18 protein-coding genes and 2 pseudogenes are annotated in these 20,058 nt (G+C 36.8%); 3 read left to right on the top strand and 17 right to left on the bottom strand.

Going from position 1 to position 20,058, the window contains the following annotated elements; genetic code table 11:
- Positions 1-90: 90 nt before the first annotated feature.
- The 6 genes and pseudogenes from dnaJ to ON09_RS13760 form a co-directional block, all read right to left on the bottom strand.
- A complete protein-coding gene (dnaJ, locus tag ON09_RS13780; protein WP_010601648.1) occupies positions 91-1,257 on the bottom strand; it encodes a molecular chaperone DnaJ in 1,167 nt (388 codons plus the stop codon).
- 89 nt (positions 1,258-1,346) lie between these two features.
- Positions 1,347-1,724, bottom strand: a pseudogene (locus ON09_RS13775) (nucleotide exchange factor GrpE); the annotation flags it as partial.
- Positions 1,658-1,927 carry a hypothetical protein gene (locus ON09_RS26850; protein WP_010601646.1) on the bottom strand — a complete coding sequence of 90 codons (270 nt, stop codon included), beginning with the start codon at positions 1,925-1,927 and terminating at the stop codon, positions 1,658-1,660. The gene ON09_RS26850 and the pseudogene ON09_RS13775, both read right to left, overlap by 67 nt.
- Before the next feature lie 228 nt (positions 1,928-2,155).
- Complete coding sequence (locus ON09_RS13770) at positions 2,156-2,839, bottom strand: cell division ATP-binding protein FtsE (protein ID WP_010601645.1); 684 nt, start codon at positions 2,837-2,839, stop codon at positions 2,156-2,158.
- A gap of 1 nt (position 2,840) precedes the next feature.
- Positions 2,841-3,044: a hypothetical protein gene (locus ON09_RS13765; protein WP_010601644.1), complete on the bottom strand. Its 204-nt coding sequence runs from the start codon at positions 3,042-3,044 to the stop codon at positions 2,841-2,843.
- Between the two features lie 90 nt (positions 3,045-3,134).
- A complete protein-coding gene (locus ON09_RS13760) occupies positions 3,135-4,151 on the bottom strand; it encodes an acyl-CoA reductase (protein WP_010601643.1) in 1,017 nt (338 codons plus the stop codon).
- 78 nt (positions 4,152-4,229) lie between these two features.
- Here ON09_RS13760 and ON09_RS13755 point away from each other — a divergent pair, with 78 nt between their 5' ends.
- Positions 4,230-4,580, top strand: a complete 351-nt coding sequence (locus ON09_RS13755) for a 4Fe-4S dicluster domain-containing protein (protein WP_010601642.1) — start codon at positions 4,230-4,232, stop codon at positions 4,578-4,580.
- A 70-nt stretch (positions 4,581-4,650) separates the two neighbouring features.
- Here ON09_RS13755 and ON09_RS13750 read toward each other — a convergent pair whose 3' ends face one another.
- Together ON09_RS13750 and ON09_RS13745 are read right to left on the bottom strand one after the other, a co-directional pair.
- Entirely contained in the window at positions 4,651-5,904 is a 1,254-nt protein-coding gene (locus ON09_RS13750) for a serine hydrolase domain-containing protein (RefSeq protein ID WP_010601641.1), read from the bottom strand.
- Between the two features lie 16 nt (positions 5,905-5,920).
- The gene (locus ON09_RS13745; protein ID WP_010601640.1) at positions 5,921-6,370 is read right to left on the bottom strand and encodes a universal stress protein; all 450 of its coding nucleotides are present in this window, start codon (positions 6,368-6,370) and stop codon (positions 5,921-5,923) included.
- A gap of 109 nt (positions 6,371-6,479) precedes the next feature.
- On the opposite strand from ON09_RS13745, the gene ON09_RS13740 reads away from it, so the two are divergent.
- Together ON09_RS13740 and ON09_RS13735 are read left to right on the top strand one after the other, a co-directional pair.
- Positions 6,480-7,265: a C40 family peptidase gene (locus tag ON09_RS13740; protein ID WP_010601639.1), complete on the top strand. Its 786-nt coding sequence runs from the start codon at positions 6,480-6,482 to the stop codon at positions 7,263-7,265.
- A 355-nt stretch (positions 7,266-7,620) separates the two neighbouring features.
- Positions 7,621-13,479, top strand: a complete 5,859-nt coding sequence (locus tag ON09_RS13735; RefSeq protein WP_010601638.1) for an alpha-2-macroglobulin family protein — start codon at positions 7,621-7,623, stop codon at positions 13,477-13,479.
- Between the two features lie 249 nt (positions 13,480-13,728).
- Here ON09_RS13735 and ON09_RS13730 read toward each other — a convergent pair whose 3' ends face one another.
- The 9 genes and pseudogenes from ON09_RS13730 to ON09_RS13700 form a co-directional block, all read right to left on the bottom strand.
- Entirely contained in the window at positions 13,729-14,628 is a 900-nt protein-coding gene (locus ON09_RS13730; protein ID WP_010601637.1) for a WD40 repeat domain-containing protein, read from the bottom strand.
- A gap of 85 nt (positions 14,629-14,713) precedes the next feature.
- On the bottom strand, positions 14,714-15,301 hold the full coding sequence (gene hisIE, locus ON09_RS13725; RefSeq protein ID WP_010601636.1) for a bifunctional phosphoribosyl-AMP cyclohydrolase/phosphoribosyl-ATP diphosphatase HisIE: 588 nt from the start codon (positions 15,299-15,301) through the stop codon (positions 14,714-14,716).
- A 113-nt stretch (positions 15,302-15,414) separates the two neighbouring features.
- Positions 15,415-16,176 (bottom strand): imidazole glycerol phosphate synthase subunit HisF, encoded by a 762-nt coding sequence (hisF, locus tag ON09_RS24285; RefSeq protein ID WP_029204343.1) that lies wholly within the window; start codon positions 16,174-16,176, stop codon positions 15,415-15,417.
- Between the two features lie 48 nt (positions 16,177-16,224).
- Positions 16,225-16,557, bottom strand: a pseudogene (locus ON09_RS26115) (endonuclease domain-containing protein); the annotation flags it as partial.
- A 162-nt stretch (positions 16,558-16,719) separates the two neighbouring features.
- Positions 16,720-17,115, bottom strand: a complete 396-nt coding sequence (locus ON09_RS26505) for a 1-(5-phosphoribosyl)-5-[(5-phosphoribosylamino)methylideneamino]imidazole-4-carboxamide isomerase (RefSeq protein WP_262495826.1) — start codon at positions 17,113-17,115, stop codon at positions 16,720-16,722.
- Positions 17,057-17,470 carry a 1-(5-phosphoribosyl)-5-[(5-phosphoribosylamino)methylideneamino]imidazole-4-carboxamide isomerase gene (locus tag ON09_RS26500; protein ID WP_262495825.1) on the bottom strand — a complete coding sequence of 138 codons (414 nt, stop codon included), beginning with the start codon at positions 17,468-17,470 and terminating at the stop codon, positions 17,057-17,059. Before ON09_RS26500 ends, ON09_RS26505 begins: the two co-directional genes overlap by 59 nt.
- Positions 17,471-17,505: 35 nt before the next feature.
- Positions 17,506-18,117 carry an imidazole glycerol phosphate synthase subunit HisH gene (gene hisH, locus ON09_RS13710; RefSeq protein WP_010601634.1) on the bottom strand — a complete coding sequence of 204 codons (612 nt, stop codon included), beginning with the start codon at positions 18,115-18,117 and terminating at the stop codon, positions 17,506-17,508.
- 186 nt (positions 18,118-18,303) lie between these two features.
- Positions 18,304-19,437: a bifunctional histidinol-phosphatase/imidazoleglycerol-phosphate dehydratase HisB gene (hisB, locus tag ON09_RS13705; RefSeq protein ID WP_010601633.1), complete on the bottom strand. Its 1,134-nt coding sequence runs from the start codon at positions 19,435-19,437 to the stop codon at positions 18,304-18,306.
- Between the two features lie 3 nt (positions 19,438-19,440).
- On the bottom strand, positions 19,441-20,058 hold a 618-nt coding region (locus ON09_RS13700; RefSeq protein ID WP_010601632.1), incomplete at its 5' end, for an aminotransferase class I/II-fold pyridoxal phosphate-dependent enzyme.

The raw sequence follows: 20,058 nt of genomic DNA, 5'->3' as shown, positions 1-20,058 counted from the left end.
ACAATAACTTTGTTGATTAGCGGTTTAAAAACCCATAAAAAAAACCGAATAGGTGATAGCCATCGGTTTTTAAATTTATATTGAAATTAATTATTCAAAATATTCCTTCATTCTTTCGAAGAAGCTCTTATCATTTTTACCTGGTTGAGGTTTGAAGTTAGGAGATTCACGTAATTTTTCAAGCGCATTTCTTTCGTCGCTACTTAAAGCTTTAGGCGTCCAGATGTTAATGTGAATAATTTCATCACCTCTGTGGTAAGAGTTTACTTCAGGTAAACCTTTACCTTTTAAGCGAAGTAATTTTCCGCTTTGCGTTCCAGGTTCGATTTTGATTTTTGCTTTGCCATCAATGGTTGGTACTTCGATGCTCATACCTAGTGCTGCATCAACAAAACTCAAATGCAAATCATAAACGATGTTGTTGCCTTCGCGTTTTAAAGTTTCGTGTGGCGTTTCTTCAATTAATATGATTAAATCGCCCGGTATACCACCATTTGGTGCTGCGTTTCCTTTTCCACTCATGCTCAATTGCATGCCTTCACTTACACCTGCAGGAATATTAATGGTAATGGTTTCCTCTCCACGAACCACGCCATCACCATGGCAAACATTACATTTAGCCGTAATTTGCTGGCCGCTACCATTACAGGTAGGGCAGGTAGAGGCAGTTTGCATCTGCCCTAAAATGGTATTCGTTACTCTGCGCACCTGTCCGCTACCGCCACAGGTACCGCAAGTACTTACTGATGATTTATCTTTAGCACCTGAGCCATCGCAGGTTTTACAAACGATTAATTTATTAACCTTAATTTTTTTCTCTGCACCGTGGGCAATTTCTTCGAGTGTTAATTTAACTTTGATGCGTAAGTTGGTGCCTTTAGCTACACGGCGTCCGCCACGTTGCTGGCCACCACCACCGCCGCCACCAAAAAAGCTCTCGAACGGATTATGTCCACCAAAGATATCTCCAAAATTGCTGAAGATATCATCCATATTCATATTACCGCCACCATAGCCGCCAGAAGCACTGCTGCCAACACCAGCATGACCAAACTGATCATAGCGTTGTTTTTTCTCCGGGCTGCTTAAAACCTCGTAAGCTTCAGCAGCTTCCTTAAATTTATCCTCCGCCGCTTTATCTCCAGGGTTTTTATCCGGGTGATATTTAATTGCCATCTTGCGATAGGCTTTTTTTATTTCATCAGCTGCAGAACCCTTGCTAACGCCCAATACGTCGTAATAATCTCTTTTACTCATCTTCTTTATGAAATGATTGAATTTTGAATAAGTGGATAACGGAATGATTATACATTCTCTAATTCAACATTCAAAATTCAATAATTAATTTACGCTCCAACTACAACTTTAGCAAAGCGGATTACATTATCATTTAATGTATAGCCTTTTTCAACTTCATCAATCACCTTGCCTTTCAAATCATCGCTAGGAGCAGGGATGTTGGTAATGGCTTCGTGGAAATCAGTATCAAATGGTTGATTAATGCTTTCTACATCTTTCAAACCTTTCTGAGCCAGTGTGTTTTTTAATTTGGTGCTTACCAAAAGTATACCTTCTTTAACCGGAGCCACATCTGCTGCGGTTTCCATTGCTTTCAAGGCACGATCAAAATCATCTAAAACTGGTAATAATGATACAATTACATCTTTACCAGCAGTTTGTAAAAGCTCAACACGTTCTTTTTGGGTACGACGTTTATAGTTATCGAACTCGGCATATAAACGTAAATATTTATCGTTAAGCTGTTGAACCTCTGCTTGTAATTTTCTTCAGCTGATAATTCAGGAGCTTTTTCAGTCTCATTCACTTCGGCATCAGTATTTTCTACATTTTCAGCAGCATTTTCTGATGTATTTTCAGGATTCATTATATTTTCTTCTTTATCGTTATTTTTCTTCTTATTAAACATAATACTAAGGCTGAATTTTTTTTGTATTGATCTCAACAATTTTGCCATTAACGGAAATCAGCCAAGCTGTCAGAATTCTTTGTGTTTATCTGAACAGATTGACAGCGAATGCAAGATTGTAGATTTTTGATTTACGATTTTGGCAGTAAGGGGAGGCGGGGTTGATTAATTGTGATTTACAATTTTAGCCGTTAAAGGCTAAAATCGTAAATCAAAAATCTCAACTTATTAGGCTATTTGTGCGCCTTCAAGCACCGCACCATTTTCGCATTTAATAATGCGTGATGGGAAGGTGCGGATAATATGATAATCATGCGTAGCCATTAACACTGCAGTACCTGCCTGGCTGATTTGTTTTAATAAGGTTACAATTTCTTCTGAAGTTTCCGGATCTAAATTCCCTGTAGGTTCATCAGCCAGAATAATTTCCGGATCATTTAATAAAGCTCTTGCAATTACAATACGCTGCTGTTCACCGCCAGAAATTTCGTGAGGCATTTTTTTGATTTTCGAGCGTAAACCAACCTTATCTAAAACATCTTTAATCCGTTCGTTAATTAACTTTTGGTCGCTCCAACCGGTAGCTTTCAACACGAATTCAAGATTTTTTTCAATGGTTCTGTCAGTCAGTAATTGGAAATCTTGAAACACAACGCCCAATTTACGACGCAAAAACGGCACCTGACTTTCTTTCAGGTTTTTTAAGTCAAATCCTGCAATATTTCCTTCGCCATTACCAATATGTAAATCGCCATACAAAATTTTCAATAAGCTACTTTTACCCGAACCTGTTTGACCGATTAAAAAGATAAATTCGTCTTTTTCGATATGTAAATTTACGTTTGAAAGCACTAAGTGTTTTTGTTGAAATACATCAACATTGCTTAAATGAATTACTGCGTGTCCTGCCATTTTATATTTCTAATTTCGCTATCTGCCCAAAAGGCAAACCTTTAACCAATTCCATAATGTAATCCTGTTTATCGCCTAATCCTAATTTTTCCAAAGATTTATCAGGCCTATCCACCCGAAAATAAGCCAAAAGCGTGAATTTTTCGTCTCTTAACTGTACGTAATCTGGAATTTTGGCGATGCCTTTAACTTTAACGATATACATTGTGCCCAAAAATAGCTATTTATGCTGAAAGCTGAAAGGTAAAAGATGAAACGCCATTAAAAGCAATTTCCGATAGGTTTATCTATTTTATCATACCAGCTTATTCAAAAATTCAACGGTATTTACGTTGTCGGCATAATCCCAAAGTTTAGGATGTTGGCTTTGTCCGAATCCAAAACTGGTTAAGTTAAGATTTGCTTTGGTTACAATGCATTGTATGTTTTCTGCCTGAATCTGCAATTTTTCATCTAAAAGCTCCAGATTTTCATATTCCTCGTAAAAAAGAACAGCCAGGGGTGACGTTAAATGCTCATCTTCTTTAAGTAACAAGAAACCGTTATCGAAATGTTTTGCCGCATTCACCAGATAAATAGATTTGTTATAATCGTAATTGTTATTGTATTTAAAATGATTGATAATCGGCTGAAATGGTTCTATGCCTTCATAAAAATTAGCAATATCATATCCTTTTGGGAAGTATAATTTTGAAACATTTCTACAACCTAAACCGAAATAATCAAAAATGTCATGTCCTAAATTTTCAATGTCATTTTTTGTTTCTGTTCCATCTAAAACTGCAACACTATTTCTGTTTTTCCTGATGATATTTGGAACTTTGCTAAAATAATAATCAAAATATCTGGATGAATTGTTGCTTCCCGTAGCAATCACAGCATCAAAATCCTTTAGCCTTTCTACATATTCAACTTTTTCTGAAAATGCAGGTTCAATTTTAATCAGCGCTGCAATTACAGCTTTAATCAGTTGATCATCAGATGATGAAAGTTTAATGAGCGCAATATTTCCGGTAGCCAGTACACAAAGTACATCATGAAAACCAACCATTGGGATGTTTCCGGCAAGGATTAATCCGATCTTTTTTGGAGAGGAAGTAAAATGGATATCTTCGAACCAATGATTAATATCCTCATCATTTAACATTTCAGCAAAAGATAAGATGGATTTTTTTACATTATCTTCCGTAAACCAAGCATTGCTATTTTGAGCACTATAAATTGCATTTCCTAGTATATCAGTGGGGTTACTAAGCTTATTGCCTAGTTGCTTAAAGGCAGTTATTGCTTTTTCCTGAGTTATTGCTGACATATTTAGAATTATTATTAATTGATTATATCTTATATTTGCAACGCAAAGGTAAACTAAGCAAAAGAATTAGACGAAGACATGGCGATTAAAATAACAGATGAGTGTATAAATTGCGGGGCCTGCGAACCTGAATGCCCAAACAACGCAATCTACGATGCCGGAACTGCATGGCGTTTTTCTGACGGAACAAATTTAGAGGGCGTAATCGATTTTGGCAATCAACAAATAGAAGCAGATGCTACTCAGGAGGCAGTTTCTGATGAAGTGTATTATATCGTTTCAGATAAATGTACAGAATGTAAAGGCTTTCATGATGAACCTCAATGTGCGGCAGTTTGTCCGGTAGATTGTTGCGTAGATGACGAAGATATTCGTGAAACTGAAGAAGAGTTATTAGCTAAAAAAGCTTGGTTGCACCAGGAGAATTAAGATTGTTAATTTGCAATTTAGCCTAATCATATAGGTCCTGATGAAAATCAGGACTTTTTTTTGCTCAAAATTATTTAGTAGTCTGATAAATGATCGATTTAAACTGATCGCCTAATTGGCCGTGAGAAAAAGGCCATTGCTGAATATAGATTTGTGCTATGATTTTCTTTTGCGGATCGACCCAATAAGTGGAACCAAAGAAACCTCCCCAACCAAAAGAGCCTGCACTCTGCCCCAGTTTTTTGCTCCCTTTCTCTGAAATTATTTCGAAGCCCAAACCAAAATAGTTATCGCCAAAAGGGATATCACCAATTTGATTAGTTGTCATCAATTCTACGCTGTTCGCTGATAATATTCTTTTCCCGTTCAACTCACCCTTGTTTAACAGCATCGACAAAAAAGTTCCATAATCTTTTGATGTTGAAACCAATCCTGATCCACCTGCAAAATAGCCGTTGCCGTTTATTGGGTAATTAATTGTTGCGCCCGGAAAGGTTCCATCTTTCCATGGTTTAACGGTTTTCGTAGTTGGGTCTTCTGTGTAAACAGTTGCGAGTCGGTTCTGCTTATTCTTAGGAAGGGCAAAATAGGTGTCGTTCATCGCCAAAGGGCTAAAAATTTTGTTTCTAAAGTATTCATCCAGAGTTAAACCCGAAGTAATTTCTACTAAGCGCCCTAAAACGTCGATACTCAAGCTGTACAACCATCTTTGGCCGGGCTGTAACGCAAGTGGTAGTTTCCCAAGTTTATTCATATCTGTTGCCAACGACTTCTTTTTTATTACAAAACCGGCTTCAATTCCGGCTTTGGCATAAATGGCATTCATTTCCGGAGCGCCGATTTGGGCATAACCTAATCCGGAAGTATGGGTAAGCAAATCTCGGAAGGTTATCTCCCTGTTGGCAGGTTTGGTGGTATAGGTGGAGTCTTTTTTATTAAACTTGTCTAAAACTCTTGGATTTTTAAATGAGGGAATAAATTTAGATATTGGGTCATCGAGTGCAAATTTGCCCTGATCAAACTCCATCATTACCGCAACACAAGTTACTGCTTTGGTTTGCGAAGCAATCCTAAGAATATCATTAGTTTCGAATGGGCGATTTAGCTGATTTCCAAATGCCTTGTTATAAACTGTCTTTCCCTCAACAGATATATTTGCTGTAATGCCTTTTATCCAACCGTTATCTAAATATTGCTTAAATAGACTATCAATTTTGTGAATTTGACTTCCTGCAATAACTATATTTGCACCTTTATTTTGTGCAAAGGAGACATTAAATGCAAATACAAAGCACAAAATATTGTAGCAAAATAGCTTCTTCATTACAGCAAATTAAGAGTTATAATTCATATTTATTTGGAATAATGAGCACCGGGCAAGCCGATTTTCTGGCCACATGTTCAGCTACACTGCCCATTAAAAAGTGGTACAAGCCGCTTCGGCCATAGGTGCCAATCACAATTAAATCAGAGCCCCACTCATCAGATTGCTGTATTATTCCATGGGCTGCTGTATCAACAATGCTTAGATAGGTAGTTTTTGTTCCATTGCCAAATTTTGTTTCCATTTCCTTTAGCAGGATATGACTATTTTCCTCACTATTATCGTAGGTTTCCAAAAATACAGGAGCCAAAGTTAAATCAGGATTTACGTTTGCCGGCACCGGCTCAATGATATTGACGAGCGCAACCTCAGCCCCAAATTTTTCTGCCATGTCATAACCAGCTTTTGCAGCTTTCTCAGAACAGGTACTGTTATCAACAGCGATTAATATTTTTTTAAAATTCATAACGAGCAGATTTAAATGTGAACATCATAAAAATAACAAATTCGGAGGCAAAATGTTAGGCAATGAATGGAATTTGTTAGTTTTACTGAATCTTTCACGTACATATTAAATGGAAAATCAATACGGTATTTGCAGAATAGCAGTAGCACCTTTACGGGCTGAACCATCAGATCGGGCAGAAATTGTCTCTCAGTTGTTATTTGGTGAACATGTGGAAATTGTAAGTAAAGATGACCGGTGGTGGCTGGTGAAGAATGGTTACGACGGTTACGAGGGATGGATGGATTTCAGGCAGTTGGCAGCTATTTCCCAGGCACAATTTCTTGAAATGCATGATCATAAATTGCTAGCCCCTTTAAATTTTAATAATGTGCTAACAGCTGAAGATGGAAGCGTTTATCATTTGAGTCCGGCAAGTAACCTGCCTTATGTGGCAGATGGATACTGTTATGCCGGTACTGAAAAATTTAAGTTGGGTTTTGAACCTTACGATAAAACGACAGCAGATTTCAAATCAGATATTGAAGCGACAGCGAAGTTTTTTCAGAATATTCCTTACCTGTGGGGCGGAAGGCATTTGTTTGGCTTAGATTGTTCAGGCTTTGTTCAAACCGTTTTTAAAATGCTCAATATTAAATTAAACAGAGATGCCTCGCAGCAAGCTGAGCAAGGAGATTTAGTAGGCTTTTTATCAGAAGTTAAACCTGGTGATGTCGCTTTTTTTGATAACGCAGAGGGTAAAATTACCCATGTAGGCATTATGTTGAGTCCCAATGAAATTATTCACTCATCGGCAAAAGTTAAAATCGACCCAATTGACGATCAGGGAATTTTTAACAGGGAGCTGGGTATTTACAGCCATAAGCTCAGAATTATTAAACGTTTTGTGGAATAACCAATTCCAATCATTTACACTTTCAAAGCACTTTCTTATCAGCAGGAATCCAAATTTTCATGCTGTGCTTCACTTTTTTTATATAAAGGAATCGTTAGATAATCCTTGCCTAATTTAAACTTAAGTTTAAAATCTAGATTTATTAGATCTCAATTTCAGGGCGGAACTGTGCGATTCAAATATTAGTTGATATAAAATCGCAAATAGTAAAGCGAAGCAGGCAAATCCGCGTAAAATCTAATTCAAATAATAGATAGCGGAATGTATATCCGCCAATAAAATTATTTTTGAACATCACCTCTATTAGTTTATGGATTACTGATGAAAAAAACATCAGTTAATAAATTAATTGCTTATGAAATTACGCTTACTTTTCCTTTCCTTATTCTTTACCTTTAACGCCTTTGCCCAAAATAAACTGTCTAAAAGCAAACAAGCCAGTAACGTAACGTTTGCTTATAAAATAACTGATAAAGAGGTTGTTAGCTTACTCAAAGATGATAAGGTTAACAATGATTTCTATCATACGTTAGTTAGTTCAGACTATTATCGCGATTACAAGAAAAGCGATTTGCCTTACGGAAATTACCTGATGGTAGGTGCTAGCGGAGGTAATATCAATACAAGTTTGTTAAGCGAAAACAACGTTTTATTACAGTTTATTAATAACGAGAATGATTTTCAGTTTTACTTAACAGATATTAAAGGCAATTTAATTACCAATGCATTCGTAGAAATTGATGGTAAAAAAAGGGCAATTTACGATGCAAAAGCAAAATTGTATAGGAGCAAGCATAGTAAGGAAAATGGAAAGCCGAAAGAAGAAGGTATTATAAAAGTGGTGCATGAAGGCATAAGTAATTTTTTTGAATACGATGTTGACGATGATAATTACTATGATGATGACAGGGAAGATTGGTCGTTCTTTAAAAAAGTAGCCTATTCTTTTCCCATCAAATATTTTTGGCAACCAATTAAAACCATCTTTAAAAAGAAAAACAGTACCAAACCTTTGTATGCAGGCTATATGGTTTTTAGCAAGCCGATGTACAAACCGCTTGATACCGTAAAATTTAAGGCCTTTGTAATAAAGACAAAAGGTGGAAACATTAATAACCGACCAGCCAGAGTTGTTTTGCAAACAGATGGTGCCGCTAAAACACTGGCAACTATAAACCCTTATCATAATGGAGGTTACGAATATAGTTTCGTGCTTGTAGATAGTTTAAATTTAAAACTTGATAGAAATTATGGAATAAGTTTGGAAGAAAAATCTAAAAAGCCGAAGAAAGCATTTCGCATCAGTAACAACTTCCGTTATGAAGATTATGAACTGAAATCGGTTGATTTTGTGCTTCGAACTGATCGGAATGAGCAGACAAAAGACAGTTTAATTACCGTTTATTTTAAAGCGACAGATGAAAATGAATTGGCAGTTCCTGATGGTAGGGTAGAACTCACGCTGACCACTAGTCATGTAAATTATTGTGCAGATAAAAAAGTTTTCGTACCTGATACACTTTGGCAAAAGAACATTACGTTAGAGCCTGTTGGTGAAACCAAACTTGTTCTACCAGCAGATATTTTTCCAAGAGCTAACCTTAATTTTAACATGAGTGCCAAATTTTTGAACAGCAATAACGAAGTGAGGACGGCCTCGAAATCTTTAACTTACAACGATTGGAAGAGCACAAAAAAAGCTGTTAAACCTGTCGAGATAAAGTCTGAATTTAGAAAGGATAGTTTGGCTATCACCTATTTGGTAAACAATAAAAGTGAAAGTCAGCCGGCCAAAATGACGAGTTTTACCGAAGATGATGTAGTGATCAATTCGCAAAACATTACTTTGCCTTATGTTACTAAAATTGATTACCGAGCAGAGTATTACGAGATAGAAACGCCGAAAGATACTGCTACCATTGACATCACGAAGCTAAAACCTGAACTGCAAATTAACGCCCTGCAAAATAAAGACAGTTTGCGAGTAGTGGTCATCAATGAGCATAAAGTGCCTTTTTGGTATACCATTTTTGCCGAAAACAAAGTTATTTTAAGAGGTTACACCAATCAACTTGATACATTGATTAAAAATGATAGCCGAAAAGCTAGTCACATACGTATCAATTATTTTTGGGATGGAGATGAAGAAACCAGCGAAGTAAGTGCATTTTATAACCCTTACCAGTTAAACTTAAAACTGATTGCGCCAGATATGGTTTACCCTGGCCAAAAAGTAAATATGTTGGTGCAGGTTACAGATTTAAACCATAAACCCGTAGCCGAAACGGATGTTACTGCACAAGCTTTTACTTCAAAATTTACAGATGTTCCGGATGTGAGGTTGCCTTATTTGGGTCGAAAATATCTAGCGCACAAAACCAACAAAATTAAAATAGAGGCCGATGAAGCTTACGGTAGCGTGAGCACAAAGTTAGATCAACTCACCTGGACCAAATGGAGCAAAAGTTTAGGCTTAGATACGATAGAATATTACAAGTTTACACACCCAAATCCAATTTATCATACCATAGAAACTACAAACGATACCACCACGCAGGTTGCCCCATTTGTGGTTCTTGATGGCGCAATTTTGCCGGCCACTACAGTTTATATCGATAATGTGCCGGTGTATTTTAGCAAGGCACAGCAATTGCAACGTTATTCTTTTGTTGTAAAGCCAGGTATTCACCAATTTAAAATACGCACAGCGGATAAATTAATAACGGTTAGTCACAAAATCACAGCTGGTAAGAAAACCATTTTAAGCATTCTGGCAGATACTACAAATAAACTGGTAACGGTAAACAAGCCTACAACGCTTACTACAGAAGAAAGTCAGCAATTGGATCATTACATGATAAGAGTTACCAATAATTCTGATCTTAATAAAATTACTGTTTCTGCCCTAAATTCTGATACTCGTTTATTGATAAATCCCAACAATCGTATTGAGAAAGAGCTTTTAGTTGGCCCAATACAAGAAAACCTATTGATTTTTGATAATGAAAAATGGCGTCAGAATTTTACCAAAGAAGCAGGATATACCTACACTTTTGAGCCGGGTTTAATCAAGCAAAAATCAAACAAAACAACCTATGCCTTTGATACCAAACTAAATAGAGGTGCCGATAATGGAAATACCAACTTCGCCAACGAGTACGCCTTAAAAAAGAAAGAAATTGATAAAATTTGGTTAGATTTTATGGATTTGCGCAGTCGTACTACACAGCTTTTGGATATCGATTATGTAGGCTTAAAATCTACCGGGAAATTGAGGTATGATATTGATACTGCTTTTACCAATCATATTCCATACATCAAAAATATTATTGCTTTTAAACCTAATCAGGCAAATTTTTTGCGCATTTACAAGGGCGATATCAATACAGATATTTACGAAAGCGGAAAATATAGATTGATGTTTTTGTTGAAAGATAACAGCTATTTTATTACCGATAGCATAAACGTAAAGGCAAACGGCGCAAACTATTACCAATGGAGCAGTTTTAAGATTTCAGAAGCGGATGTATTTAGCCAGAAACTGGATAGTATGATTAAGTCTGTTCCGAGTTTTGGCCTTCAGCCTATTTCAGAAAAGCATCAGCAATTTTTTAACAGCCACTTATTCGATAAAAATGAGTTGAAAAACAAAGTGCAGGGAAGAATTTTATCAAGCCAAACCAAAAAGCCGTTGCAAGGGATTGTGGTAAGAGTTGTTGGCTTAGATCTGCAAACCATCAGTGATGCTAAAGGATTATTTAGCTTTAAAACACCAGAAAAGGGAGCCTTAAAGATATCTGCGAGAAGATTTTATGATAAAATATTTGATATAGCAAATGGCTCAGTTGGAGATATTCTAATAGATACAATTGACAACAATTTAAAGGAAATTGAGGTAGTAGGATATGGCGCAGTGAGAAAACAAAATATGACTGCAAGCGCAACGATGTCTGTCAGTAATGAGTTAACCAATGCATTAGTAGGTTCAGCTCCAGGATTGTTACTTGAAGAAGTTGTAATGTTAAGAGGTTCGTCAACGCTATCTGCCAACAAAAAACCCTTGATTATTTTAGATGGCGTACCTTTTGATGGCGATATCAGCAGTTTAGACAAGGATTTGGTAAAAGATGTTACCGTTTTAAAAGATGCCAGTGCTACAGCTATTTACGGTTCGCAAGCAGTTAATGGGGTAATTATCGTAAAAAGTAAAAAAGGCAATTTGGCAAGAAATCTAGCAGGAGAAGCAGTTGCACAGCAACAAACAATGCGCACAAACTTTAACGATGAAGGCTTTTGGCAACCTAAATTAACTACAGATGAAAATGGTGTGGCTAAGTTTACGGTAAAATTTCCAGATGATATTACGAAGTGGAAAACACGTGTAATGGCAATGAACGGCAATAAGCAAACCGGTTATACAGAAGGAACTATCAAATCATTTAAGTCACTAAGTGCTAATTTGGTATCACCACTTTTTGCTACTGTTGGCGATAGTATTAATGTTTTAGGTAAGTTAATGAACTACACGCCGATGGAGGAAACGGGCATTCGTAAGTTCTCGTACAACGGTAAAGAACTTCGAAACTCCACCGTGAAGTTTAAAAATTCATTAATTGATACTTTGGGAATTGTGGTAAAATCAAAAGACAGCTTAAATTTTGAATATACCTTGGCGCAAGAAAACGGCTACTTTGATGGCGAGCGTAGAAAAATCCCTGTATTTGAAGCGGGCGTGAAAGAAACCAAAGGCTATTTTTCAGCTTTGCTAAGAGATACAACAGTAAACTATGCCTTTGATAAAAACTTAGGCAAAATAACGCTCAGGGCAGAAGCTTCAGTTTTTCCGACTTTGTTGGATGAGATGACCAAACTGCGCAATTACGAGTATTTGTGTAATGAGCAATTGGCGTCTAAATTGAAATCGCTATTGTTAGAGAAACGAGTACGTAAATACTTAGATCAAAAGTTTAACCACGAAAAAGACATTGCTTTCATCCTTAAAAAACTGCAACAGAACAGAAAACCACAAGGAACCTGGGGTTGGTGGCAAAATACTGAGGAGCAAATGTGGATTAGCTTGCACGTAGTTGAAGCGCTATTGCAAGCTGAAAAAGAAGGTTATGCAGTCGACTTAAACAAGCCTTTATTACAACGCTATTTAGTTGCGAAACTAACTGATGAGCCCGATTATAATGATATACAAGTAATTAAACTATTGCACTTGCTGGATGGCAAAAATTACATTAAAGATTGGGTTTTGGCATTTGAAGAAAAGGAAAGAAAACGCGATGAAGGCCTTTCAGCAGAGGTTTTAGCGTTGAAACAGAGAGAAATCAAAGTGTCTACCTTTAGCTTGTTAGAAATGATGGAATTGAAGCAAATGGCAGGTTTGAAAATAGATTTAAGCGTGCTAACCAAGCTTAAAAAACAAACCATGTTTGGTAGTATTTATTGGGGAGAGGAGAGCATTCGTTTTTGGGATAATAGCATTCAGAATACAATATTAGCTTATAGGATTTTAAAAAATGCAGGCGGTTATGATAATGAATTGGAGAAGATAGCACTTTACTTTTTGGAGCAACGTAAAGATGGGCAATGGCGAAATACCTATGAAGCATCATTAATTTTAGAGACTATTCTGCCTGCTTTTATTTCTACTAACGATAAAAGAGAACCCGCATCCATTAAAGTAAATGAGCAGGTAATCACTCAGTTTCCTTTCGATAGCGTAATCGCAAATCCTACTGATTTAAAGGTAGAAAAGAAAGGCAAATCAGCAGTTTACTTTACGGCTTATCAGCAATTTCAAAATGCAACACCTAAAAAGGTAGATAAAGATTTTAAGGTTATTTCTAATATTTTGCAAAATGGAGAAATAGTAACCAAGCTAAAAGCGGGAACCCTGGCGAAATTAAAGGTGGAGGTTGAAGTAAAGGCAGATGCCGATTATGTGATGATCGAAATCCCTATTTCGGCTGGTTGCAGTTATGAGAACAAAATCCAGAATTTTTGGGGAGTTGAAACACACCGCGAATATTTTAAAAATAAAACCTCCATCTTCTGTACAAAATTAAAACAAGGTAAATATAGTTTCGAAATAGATCTAATGCCCAGGTATTCTGGTTCTTACGTTTTAAATCCTGCAAAAGCAGAAATGATGTATTTTCCGGTCTTTTATGGTAGAGAAGGAATGAAAAAGGTCAATATAAATTAATAACATATCCCCTTAATTATTTCGTCATTGCGAGTAACAAAGCAATCTTATTGTGCAGATTGCTCTGTCCTTACCATGACTGTTATGGAAAAAATAATGTTGGTTTAGGTAGGTTTTGGCAACACAGCCCTCTGTAACTAAACCCGATAGAGCCAAATAGCCCGGAGTGAGGTACGAACGAGGACTATAGGCGATAGCGGGACTGATGGCTGCCAGGAACTATTGAACTTTCATTTTCGGAGAAAAAAATTAGCGCTCCATCTCCCAAATCATTACTTTTCTATCATCTCCAGTAGAAATGAGATATTTTCCATCCTTACTCCAAATCATTTTATTGATGGAATGTGTATGCCCAAACTCTCCTTTTTCTAAACTTAGAATTTTGTAAAGCTTAAAGTTTTCTGCATCCCAAAGTTTAATGCTTTTATCTTGACTGCAAGTTGCAAAATAAGACAAGGTTGGATGAAATGCAATATCGTAAACGGTAAACATGTGCGCAGGGATGGTTTGAAGTAGTTCATAATTCGGTAAATTCCAAACTTTTAACTGTGCATCTCTGCTGCCTGTAATTAAGTATTTCCCAGTGGGATGATAGGCCAATGATGTTACGGGTAGGGAATGGCTATCAAGATTTTGCCTGATGCTATAATCAGCCAGATTATAGATTTTAATTAGATGGTCTTTACAGCCAAAGGCAATTTCAGTTTCATCAGAAGAAATGGCAATTGCCCTAACCGTATCGTAAGCTGCCTGAAACCGATAGATTTCTGAAAAATCGCTGAGCGACCAAACGGCAACAGAACCATCCTCGCCAGTAGTTAAAAGTTCGTTTTTACTTTTTACAACTTGAATATTGAAAATGGGCTTGGTATGGGCATTAACTCTTGCAATTACCTTGTCTTCTTTAAAATCATAAACGCTAAATGCTCCACTTCGCTCGCCTACAAAAAGTTGGTTATTGTAATAGTGGAGGTGATAAACGGAACTTTGCACTGGCAATTTAACCTTCACAAAAGCCATGGTTTCCAGCGACCATTCTACAACACCTTTATCGTTTCCGGCGCTAAAAAAAGTATTATTATCATCTGAATTCGCTAAAGCATAAACAGGATTTTGATGGCCAGAAAAGGTTTTTAGGTGTTTGAGCATATTAAAAGGTTGGAAGGCCAAAAAGGTCGGAAGGTGGAAGGTTTCGACAAATTGCCATGATCCCTCAACCTTCCAACCCTTTACCTTATTTGTGTCTGCTTTCTAAATTCTTTGCAATATCTTGAATTGATAAACCTTTTTCTTTTAATAAAAACATCAGATGAAATAGTAAATCTGATGCTTCACCGATAAATTCTTCTTCGGTTTCTGCCAATGCGGCGATTACCGTTTCTACACCTTCTTCGCCTACTTTTTGAGCGATTTTGTTTAAGCCTTTGGCTCTCATATTATTGATGTACGAATCCTTAACAGGATTTTCGTATCGATCAGTAATAATGTTTTCCAGCTCAAAAATAAAGTTCTGATTGTAGTCTGTTTTAAAACAGCTGCGGCTACCAGTGTGGCAAGTTGGCCCAACAGCATTTGATTTAATTAATATTGTGTCGTTATCACAATCGATATGAATAGATTTTACGAAAAGAAAATTACCACTTTCTTCGCCTTTAGTCCATAAGCGGTTTTTAGAGCGAGAAAAGAACGTTACTTTACCTTCAGCTTTTGTCTTATCAAATGCTTCAGCATTCATGTAGCCCAGCATTAAAACCTCTAAAGTTTGTTCATCTTGTATCACTACAGGAACCAAACCTTCACTTTTATTAAAATCTATGTTCATTGTTTTTATCTAGTTTCATCATTGCGAGGAATGAAGCAATCCTAAAGCGATGGGTTTTATTTGCTCGCTTTAGTAGAAAGAATGCTTCATGCCCTATAATGAAGAATGTATTTTTATATCCTTACTGGAATATTATTCCTTTTCAATTCTTGCTTTAAATCAGGTATCAGAATTTCGCCGTAATGAAAAACTGATGCCGCTAAAGCAGCATCTACATTAGCCTTTTGGAAAACTTCGGTAAAATGTTGCATGCTGCCTGCTCCACCCGAAGCAATTATCGGGATGTTAATCATTTGGTTTACCTTACTCAATAAGCCACAATCAAAACCAGCTTTAGTGCCATCATGGTCCATAGAGGTTAGCAAGATTTCTCCTGCCCCTAAATCTTCAGCTTGTTTAATCCAGGTTTCGGTTTCGAGTTCGGTTATTAATCTTCCACCGTTTAAGTGAACCCTATTTTTGCCATCAATAAATTTAGTATCGACAGCTAAAACCACAAATTGCACCCCAAATGTTTTTGCTAATTCTTCAATCAGCTTAGGATTACGAACAGCTGCCGAATTGATGCTGATTTTATCGGCGCCAGCATTTAACAAAGCCTCCGCATCGGCAATTTCTGTAATGCCACCGCCAATGGTAAATGGAATGTTTAATTGCCTAGCCACCGACTTAACCATTTCAATCATGGTTTTTCTACGTTCGTGAGTAGCGGTAATGTCTAAAAAAACCAATTCGTCTGCTCCTTGTTGTGCATATTGTGCGGCCAATTCTACCGGGTCGCCAGCATCTCGTAAATCGACAAAGTTTACACCTTTTACGGTACGACCATCTTTAACGTCAAGACAAGGGATTATTCTTTTGCTTAACCCCCTCAATCCCCCTGAAGGGGGAGGAGCAAATTGCTTAGCCTGTATGGCTTCCTTTATTTTATCCAAAACAGAATTTAAATTATTGTGTAATTGGTTGTTTGTAAATCTTATTACAGTTATGCCTAGGTCTTCAAGATTTCTTTGTCTCTCAATATCATTATTTAGAATTTCTGGCTTATTATGGATACCGCCATCTAATTCTATTAAAAGTTTAATTTCATGGCAGTAAAAATCCGCAATATAAAAAGAAATAGGATGTTGTCTTCTAAACTTTAAACCTAATTGTTTGCCTTTTAATTGTTCCCAAAGTAGGCTTTCACTTTCAGTAACCCTATTTCTTAAAGCCTTGGCATTTTCAAAAATCAAGTTTGAAGCACCATAAAACATACTTGGTTCTTCTAATCTCAATAATTCAAAATCATCATCAGACCCCCACCCCCCTAAAGGGGGCTTTGAATTTCCATATTTAGGTTGATGTGGCATAGTTGGGTATTTTTTGAATTAGTATTTACCGTTTGTAGGTAAAGCCCCCTTTAGGGGGTTGGGGGTTTAAATCGAACTCAAAGCTTTCAGATTCCACTCTTTAATTTGTTCAATGGTAATTCTATCCTCGTAAATCGCTTTTCCCACCACCACACTTCTAATTGGGTATTTGGCCAACTCATAAATATCATCCATTGAGCTTACACCACCGGATGCAATTAACTTAATCATAGGCGAGTGTTCTAGCAGTTTTTGATAAAGTTCTATCGCAGCCCCACCTAATTTTCCATCTTTGCTGATATCCGTACACAAGAAACGGAAAAATCCTAAGGCCAGACATTTATCCACATAATCCATTAACTTAATTGGCGAACTTTCCATCCAGCCTGAATATTTAATTACCTCATCTAAAACGTCGATGGCAATAACTATACGGTTTGCGTAGTTGTCTTTTTTTTGCAAATGCCTCGCTTAGCTGTTGTAAGAAATCTGGGTTGGTAATGGCTTGTGTGCCAACAATCACACGGTGAATCCCGGCGTCAAGTAAGTTGGTTACCTGCTCTATCGTACGGATTCCGCCTCCGTACTGCACTTTCATCTCGGTTTTTTTAATGATTTCAAAAAGAGATTTCTGGTTACTAAAATCACCTTTGGCACCATTTAAATCAATAATATGGATGAAATCTGTTCCATTTGAACGGTATTTTTCTATCATTTCCGCGATAGAAACGTCATATTCAGTTTTTTGGTTGTAATCGCCTTCACGCAGACGAACTACTTTTCCATCCAAAATATCAATAGCAGGAATTATGTACATTTCTCGAGTTATAATTTAAGGTTGAAAGTCTAATCTCAACCGAGGTTTGAAAAGTTTTTTAATATCTGTTCGCCAGCCTTACCTGATTTCTCGGGATGAAACTGAACGCCATAAAAATTATCTTTTTGCACTGCTGCCGAGAACTTTAGTCCATATTGAGCAGAGGCGATGTCAAAAGTAGGGTTATATTCAATAAAGTACGAATGAACGAAGTAAAATTGTGCATTATCTTCAACACCCTCAAATAGAGAATTGTTTTTGTGCTCAATAGCATTCCATCCCATGTGTGGGATTTTGATATTCAGCAACTTATCAAATTTTTTGGTCTTAACCGGCACAATATCTAGCAAAGCTGCGTCGCCTTCTTCCGAATGCGCTGTAATTAATTGCATACCTACACAAATGCCCAAAACAGGTTTTTTTAATTCTTTTATCGCTTCAACTAAACCCGTTCCATTTAGTTTTTCCATCGCCGCACCAGCATGACCAACCCCTGGAATGATAATATGGCTGTAATTCTCTATATCAGCAGCGGTATTTACCATTCCGTATGGTATGTTTTGTCTTTCTAAAGCTGCGGTTAAGGAGAAAATATTTCCCGCTCCGTAGTTTATGATGCCAATTGTGTTTATCTTATTTTCTTCCATTTCAATTAATCATTAGAAAATGAATGTCAGTTTTTCATTGGTACTGTAGTCCTGCTATTCGTTCCAAAATTTTTATTGGTCTTCGACAAGCTCAGACTGACATAAAAATATTTCCACTGCTATCAGGTTTAGGATTTAAAGTTTGTACATCAAGACCTTCAACCTTCCACCCTTCAGTCCTCTACCTTACAACACGCCCTTAGTACTCGGCAAAACCATTTTCTCTGCATCACGTTTCACCGCCATTTTAATCGCTTTTGCAAAAGCTTTAAATATAGCTTCAATTTTATGATGTTCGTTATCGCCTTCCGCTTTAATGTTCAAATTGCATTTTGCTGCATCGCTAAACGATTTAAAGAAATGATAAAACATTTCCGTAGGCATATCGCCAACTTTCTCACGTTTAAATTCTGCATCCCAAACAATCCAGTTGCGACCACCAAAATCGATGGCAACTTGTGCTAAACAATCATCCATTGGTAAACAAAAACCATAACGCTCTATCCCTAATTTATTGCCTAAACCTTTTGCAAAAGCCTCACCGAGTGCAATTCCCGTATCTTCAATGGTATGGTGTTCATCTATATGTAAATCTCCTTTGGCAACTACTTCCAAATCAACACTTCCATGTCTTGCAATCTGGTCGAGCATGTGGTCGAAAAAGTTTAAACCAGTTTCAATTTTAGCTTTTCCAGTACCATCAAGGTCTAAGTTAATGGTAATATCAGTTTCATTGGTTTTACGTATGTGGTTAATTTTTCTACTTCCAGCTTTAAGCAAGTTGTAAATGTCTTCCCATTTCTGGGTTTCCAGAATGATGATATCTAATAAGGTTTCGTGTTTATCTAACGCTTCGGTAGAGCCTAGCGCATCATTCTGACGAAGAAAAATTGCTTTTGCACCTAAGTTTTTAGCCAGCACAACATCATTTAACCTGTCGCCAATTACATACGAATTTTTTAAATCGTAATCTCCGCTGAAATATTTAGTCAGTAACGCTGTTCCAGGTTTGCGGGTAGGGGCATTGTCTTTCGCAAAAGTTCTGTCGATAATAATTTCACTGAAATTTACACCTTCGCCAGCGAAAGTGTCCAGCATGAAATTGTGAATCGGCCAAAAACTTTCTTCAGGATTTGAAGCTGTTCCCAATCCGTCCTGATTCGTAACCATTACCAATTCGTAATCCATTTCTGCAGCTATTTTAGAAAGGTAATACAACGAACGCGGATAAAATTTTAATTTCGAGAAACTATCGACTTGTTCATCATCAGGCTCAATATTCAAAGTGCCGTCTCTATCTATAAATAATACTTTCTTCATCTTTTAAAAATTTTTCAGAATAGTTAACAGTTTATCATTTTCATCTTTTGTGCCCACCGTAATTCTTAAACAGCCTTCGCACAAAATAACTTTCGAACGGTCGCGAACAATGATTCCTTCATCAACTAAAGTATCATAAATTTTAGTCGCATCCGTTACTTCGGTTAAGATAAAATTTGCATCTGATGGATAAACTTTTGTTATAATATTCAGGTTGTTTAATTCGCTAGAAAGTCGCTGTCTTTCGGCAACAGATTCTCTAATCCAATCGTTCACTTGAGCGATATTTTTTAGTGCTTCGAAAGCTAAATCCTGAGTGGCTTGATTGATGTTGTAAGGTGGCTTAATTTTGTTCAAAACATCAATCACTTTTCGAGAAGAAAATGCCATGCCTAAACGCAATGCCGCAAGTCCCCAAGCCTTAGAAAATGTTTGCAAAACTACCAGGTTTGCGTACTCCGTTAACTCTTGAATAAATGTCTTTTGTCGGGCGTAATTGATGTAAGCTTCATCCACTACAACAATGCCTTTAAAGTTGGTCAAAATGGTTTCAATATCTTCACGATTTATTGAGTTTCCTGTTGGATTATTTGGCGAACAAATGAAGATTAATTTCAGTGT

The organism is Pedobacter agri PB92 (assembly GCF_000258495.1).
Classification (GTDB): Bacteria; Bacteroidota; Bacteroidia; order Sphingobacteriales; family Sphingobacteriaceae; genus Pedobacter; species Pedobacter agri.
Note: the sequence above shows the minus strand (reverse complement) of the source record. Positions and strands in the feature narration are given on the sequence as shown.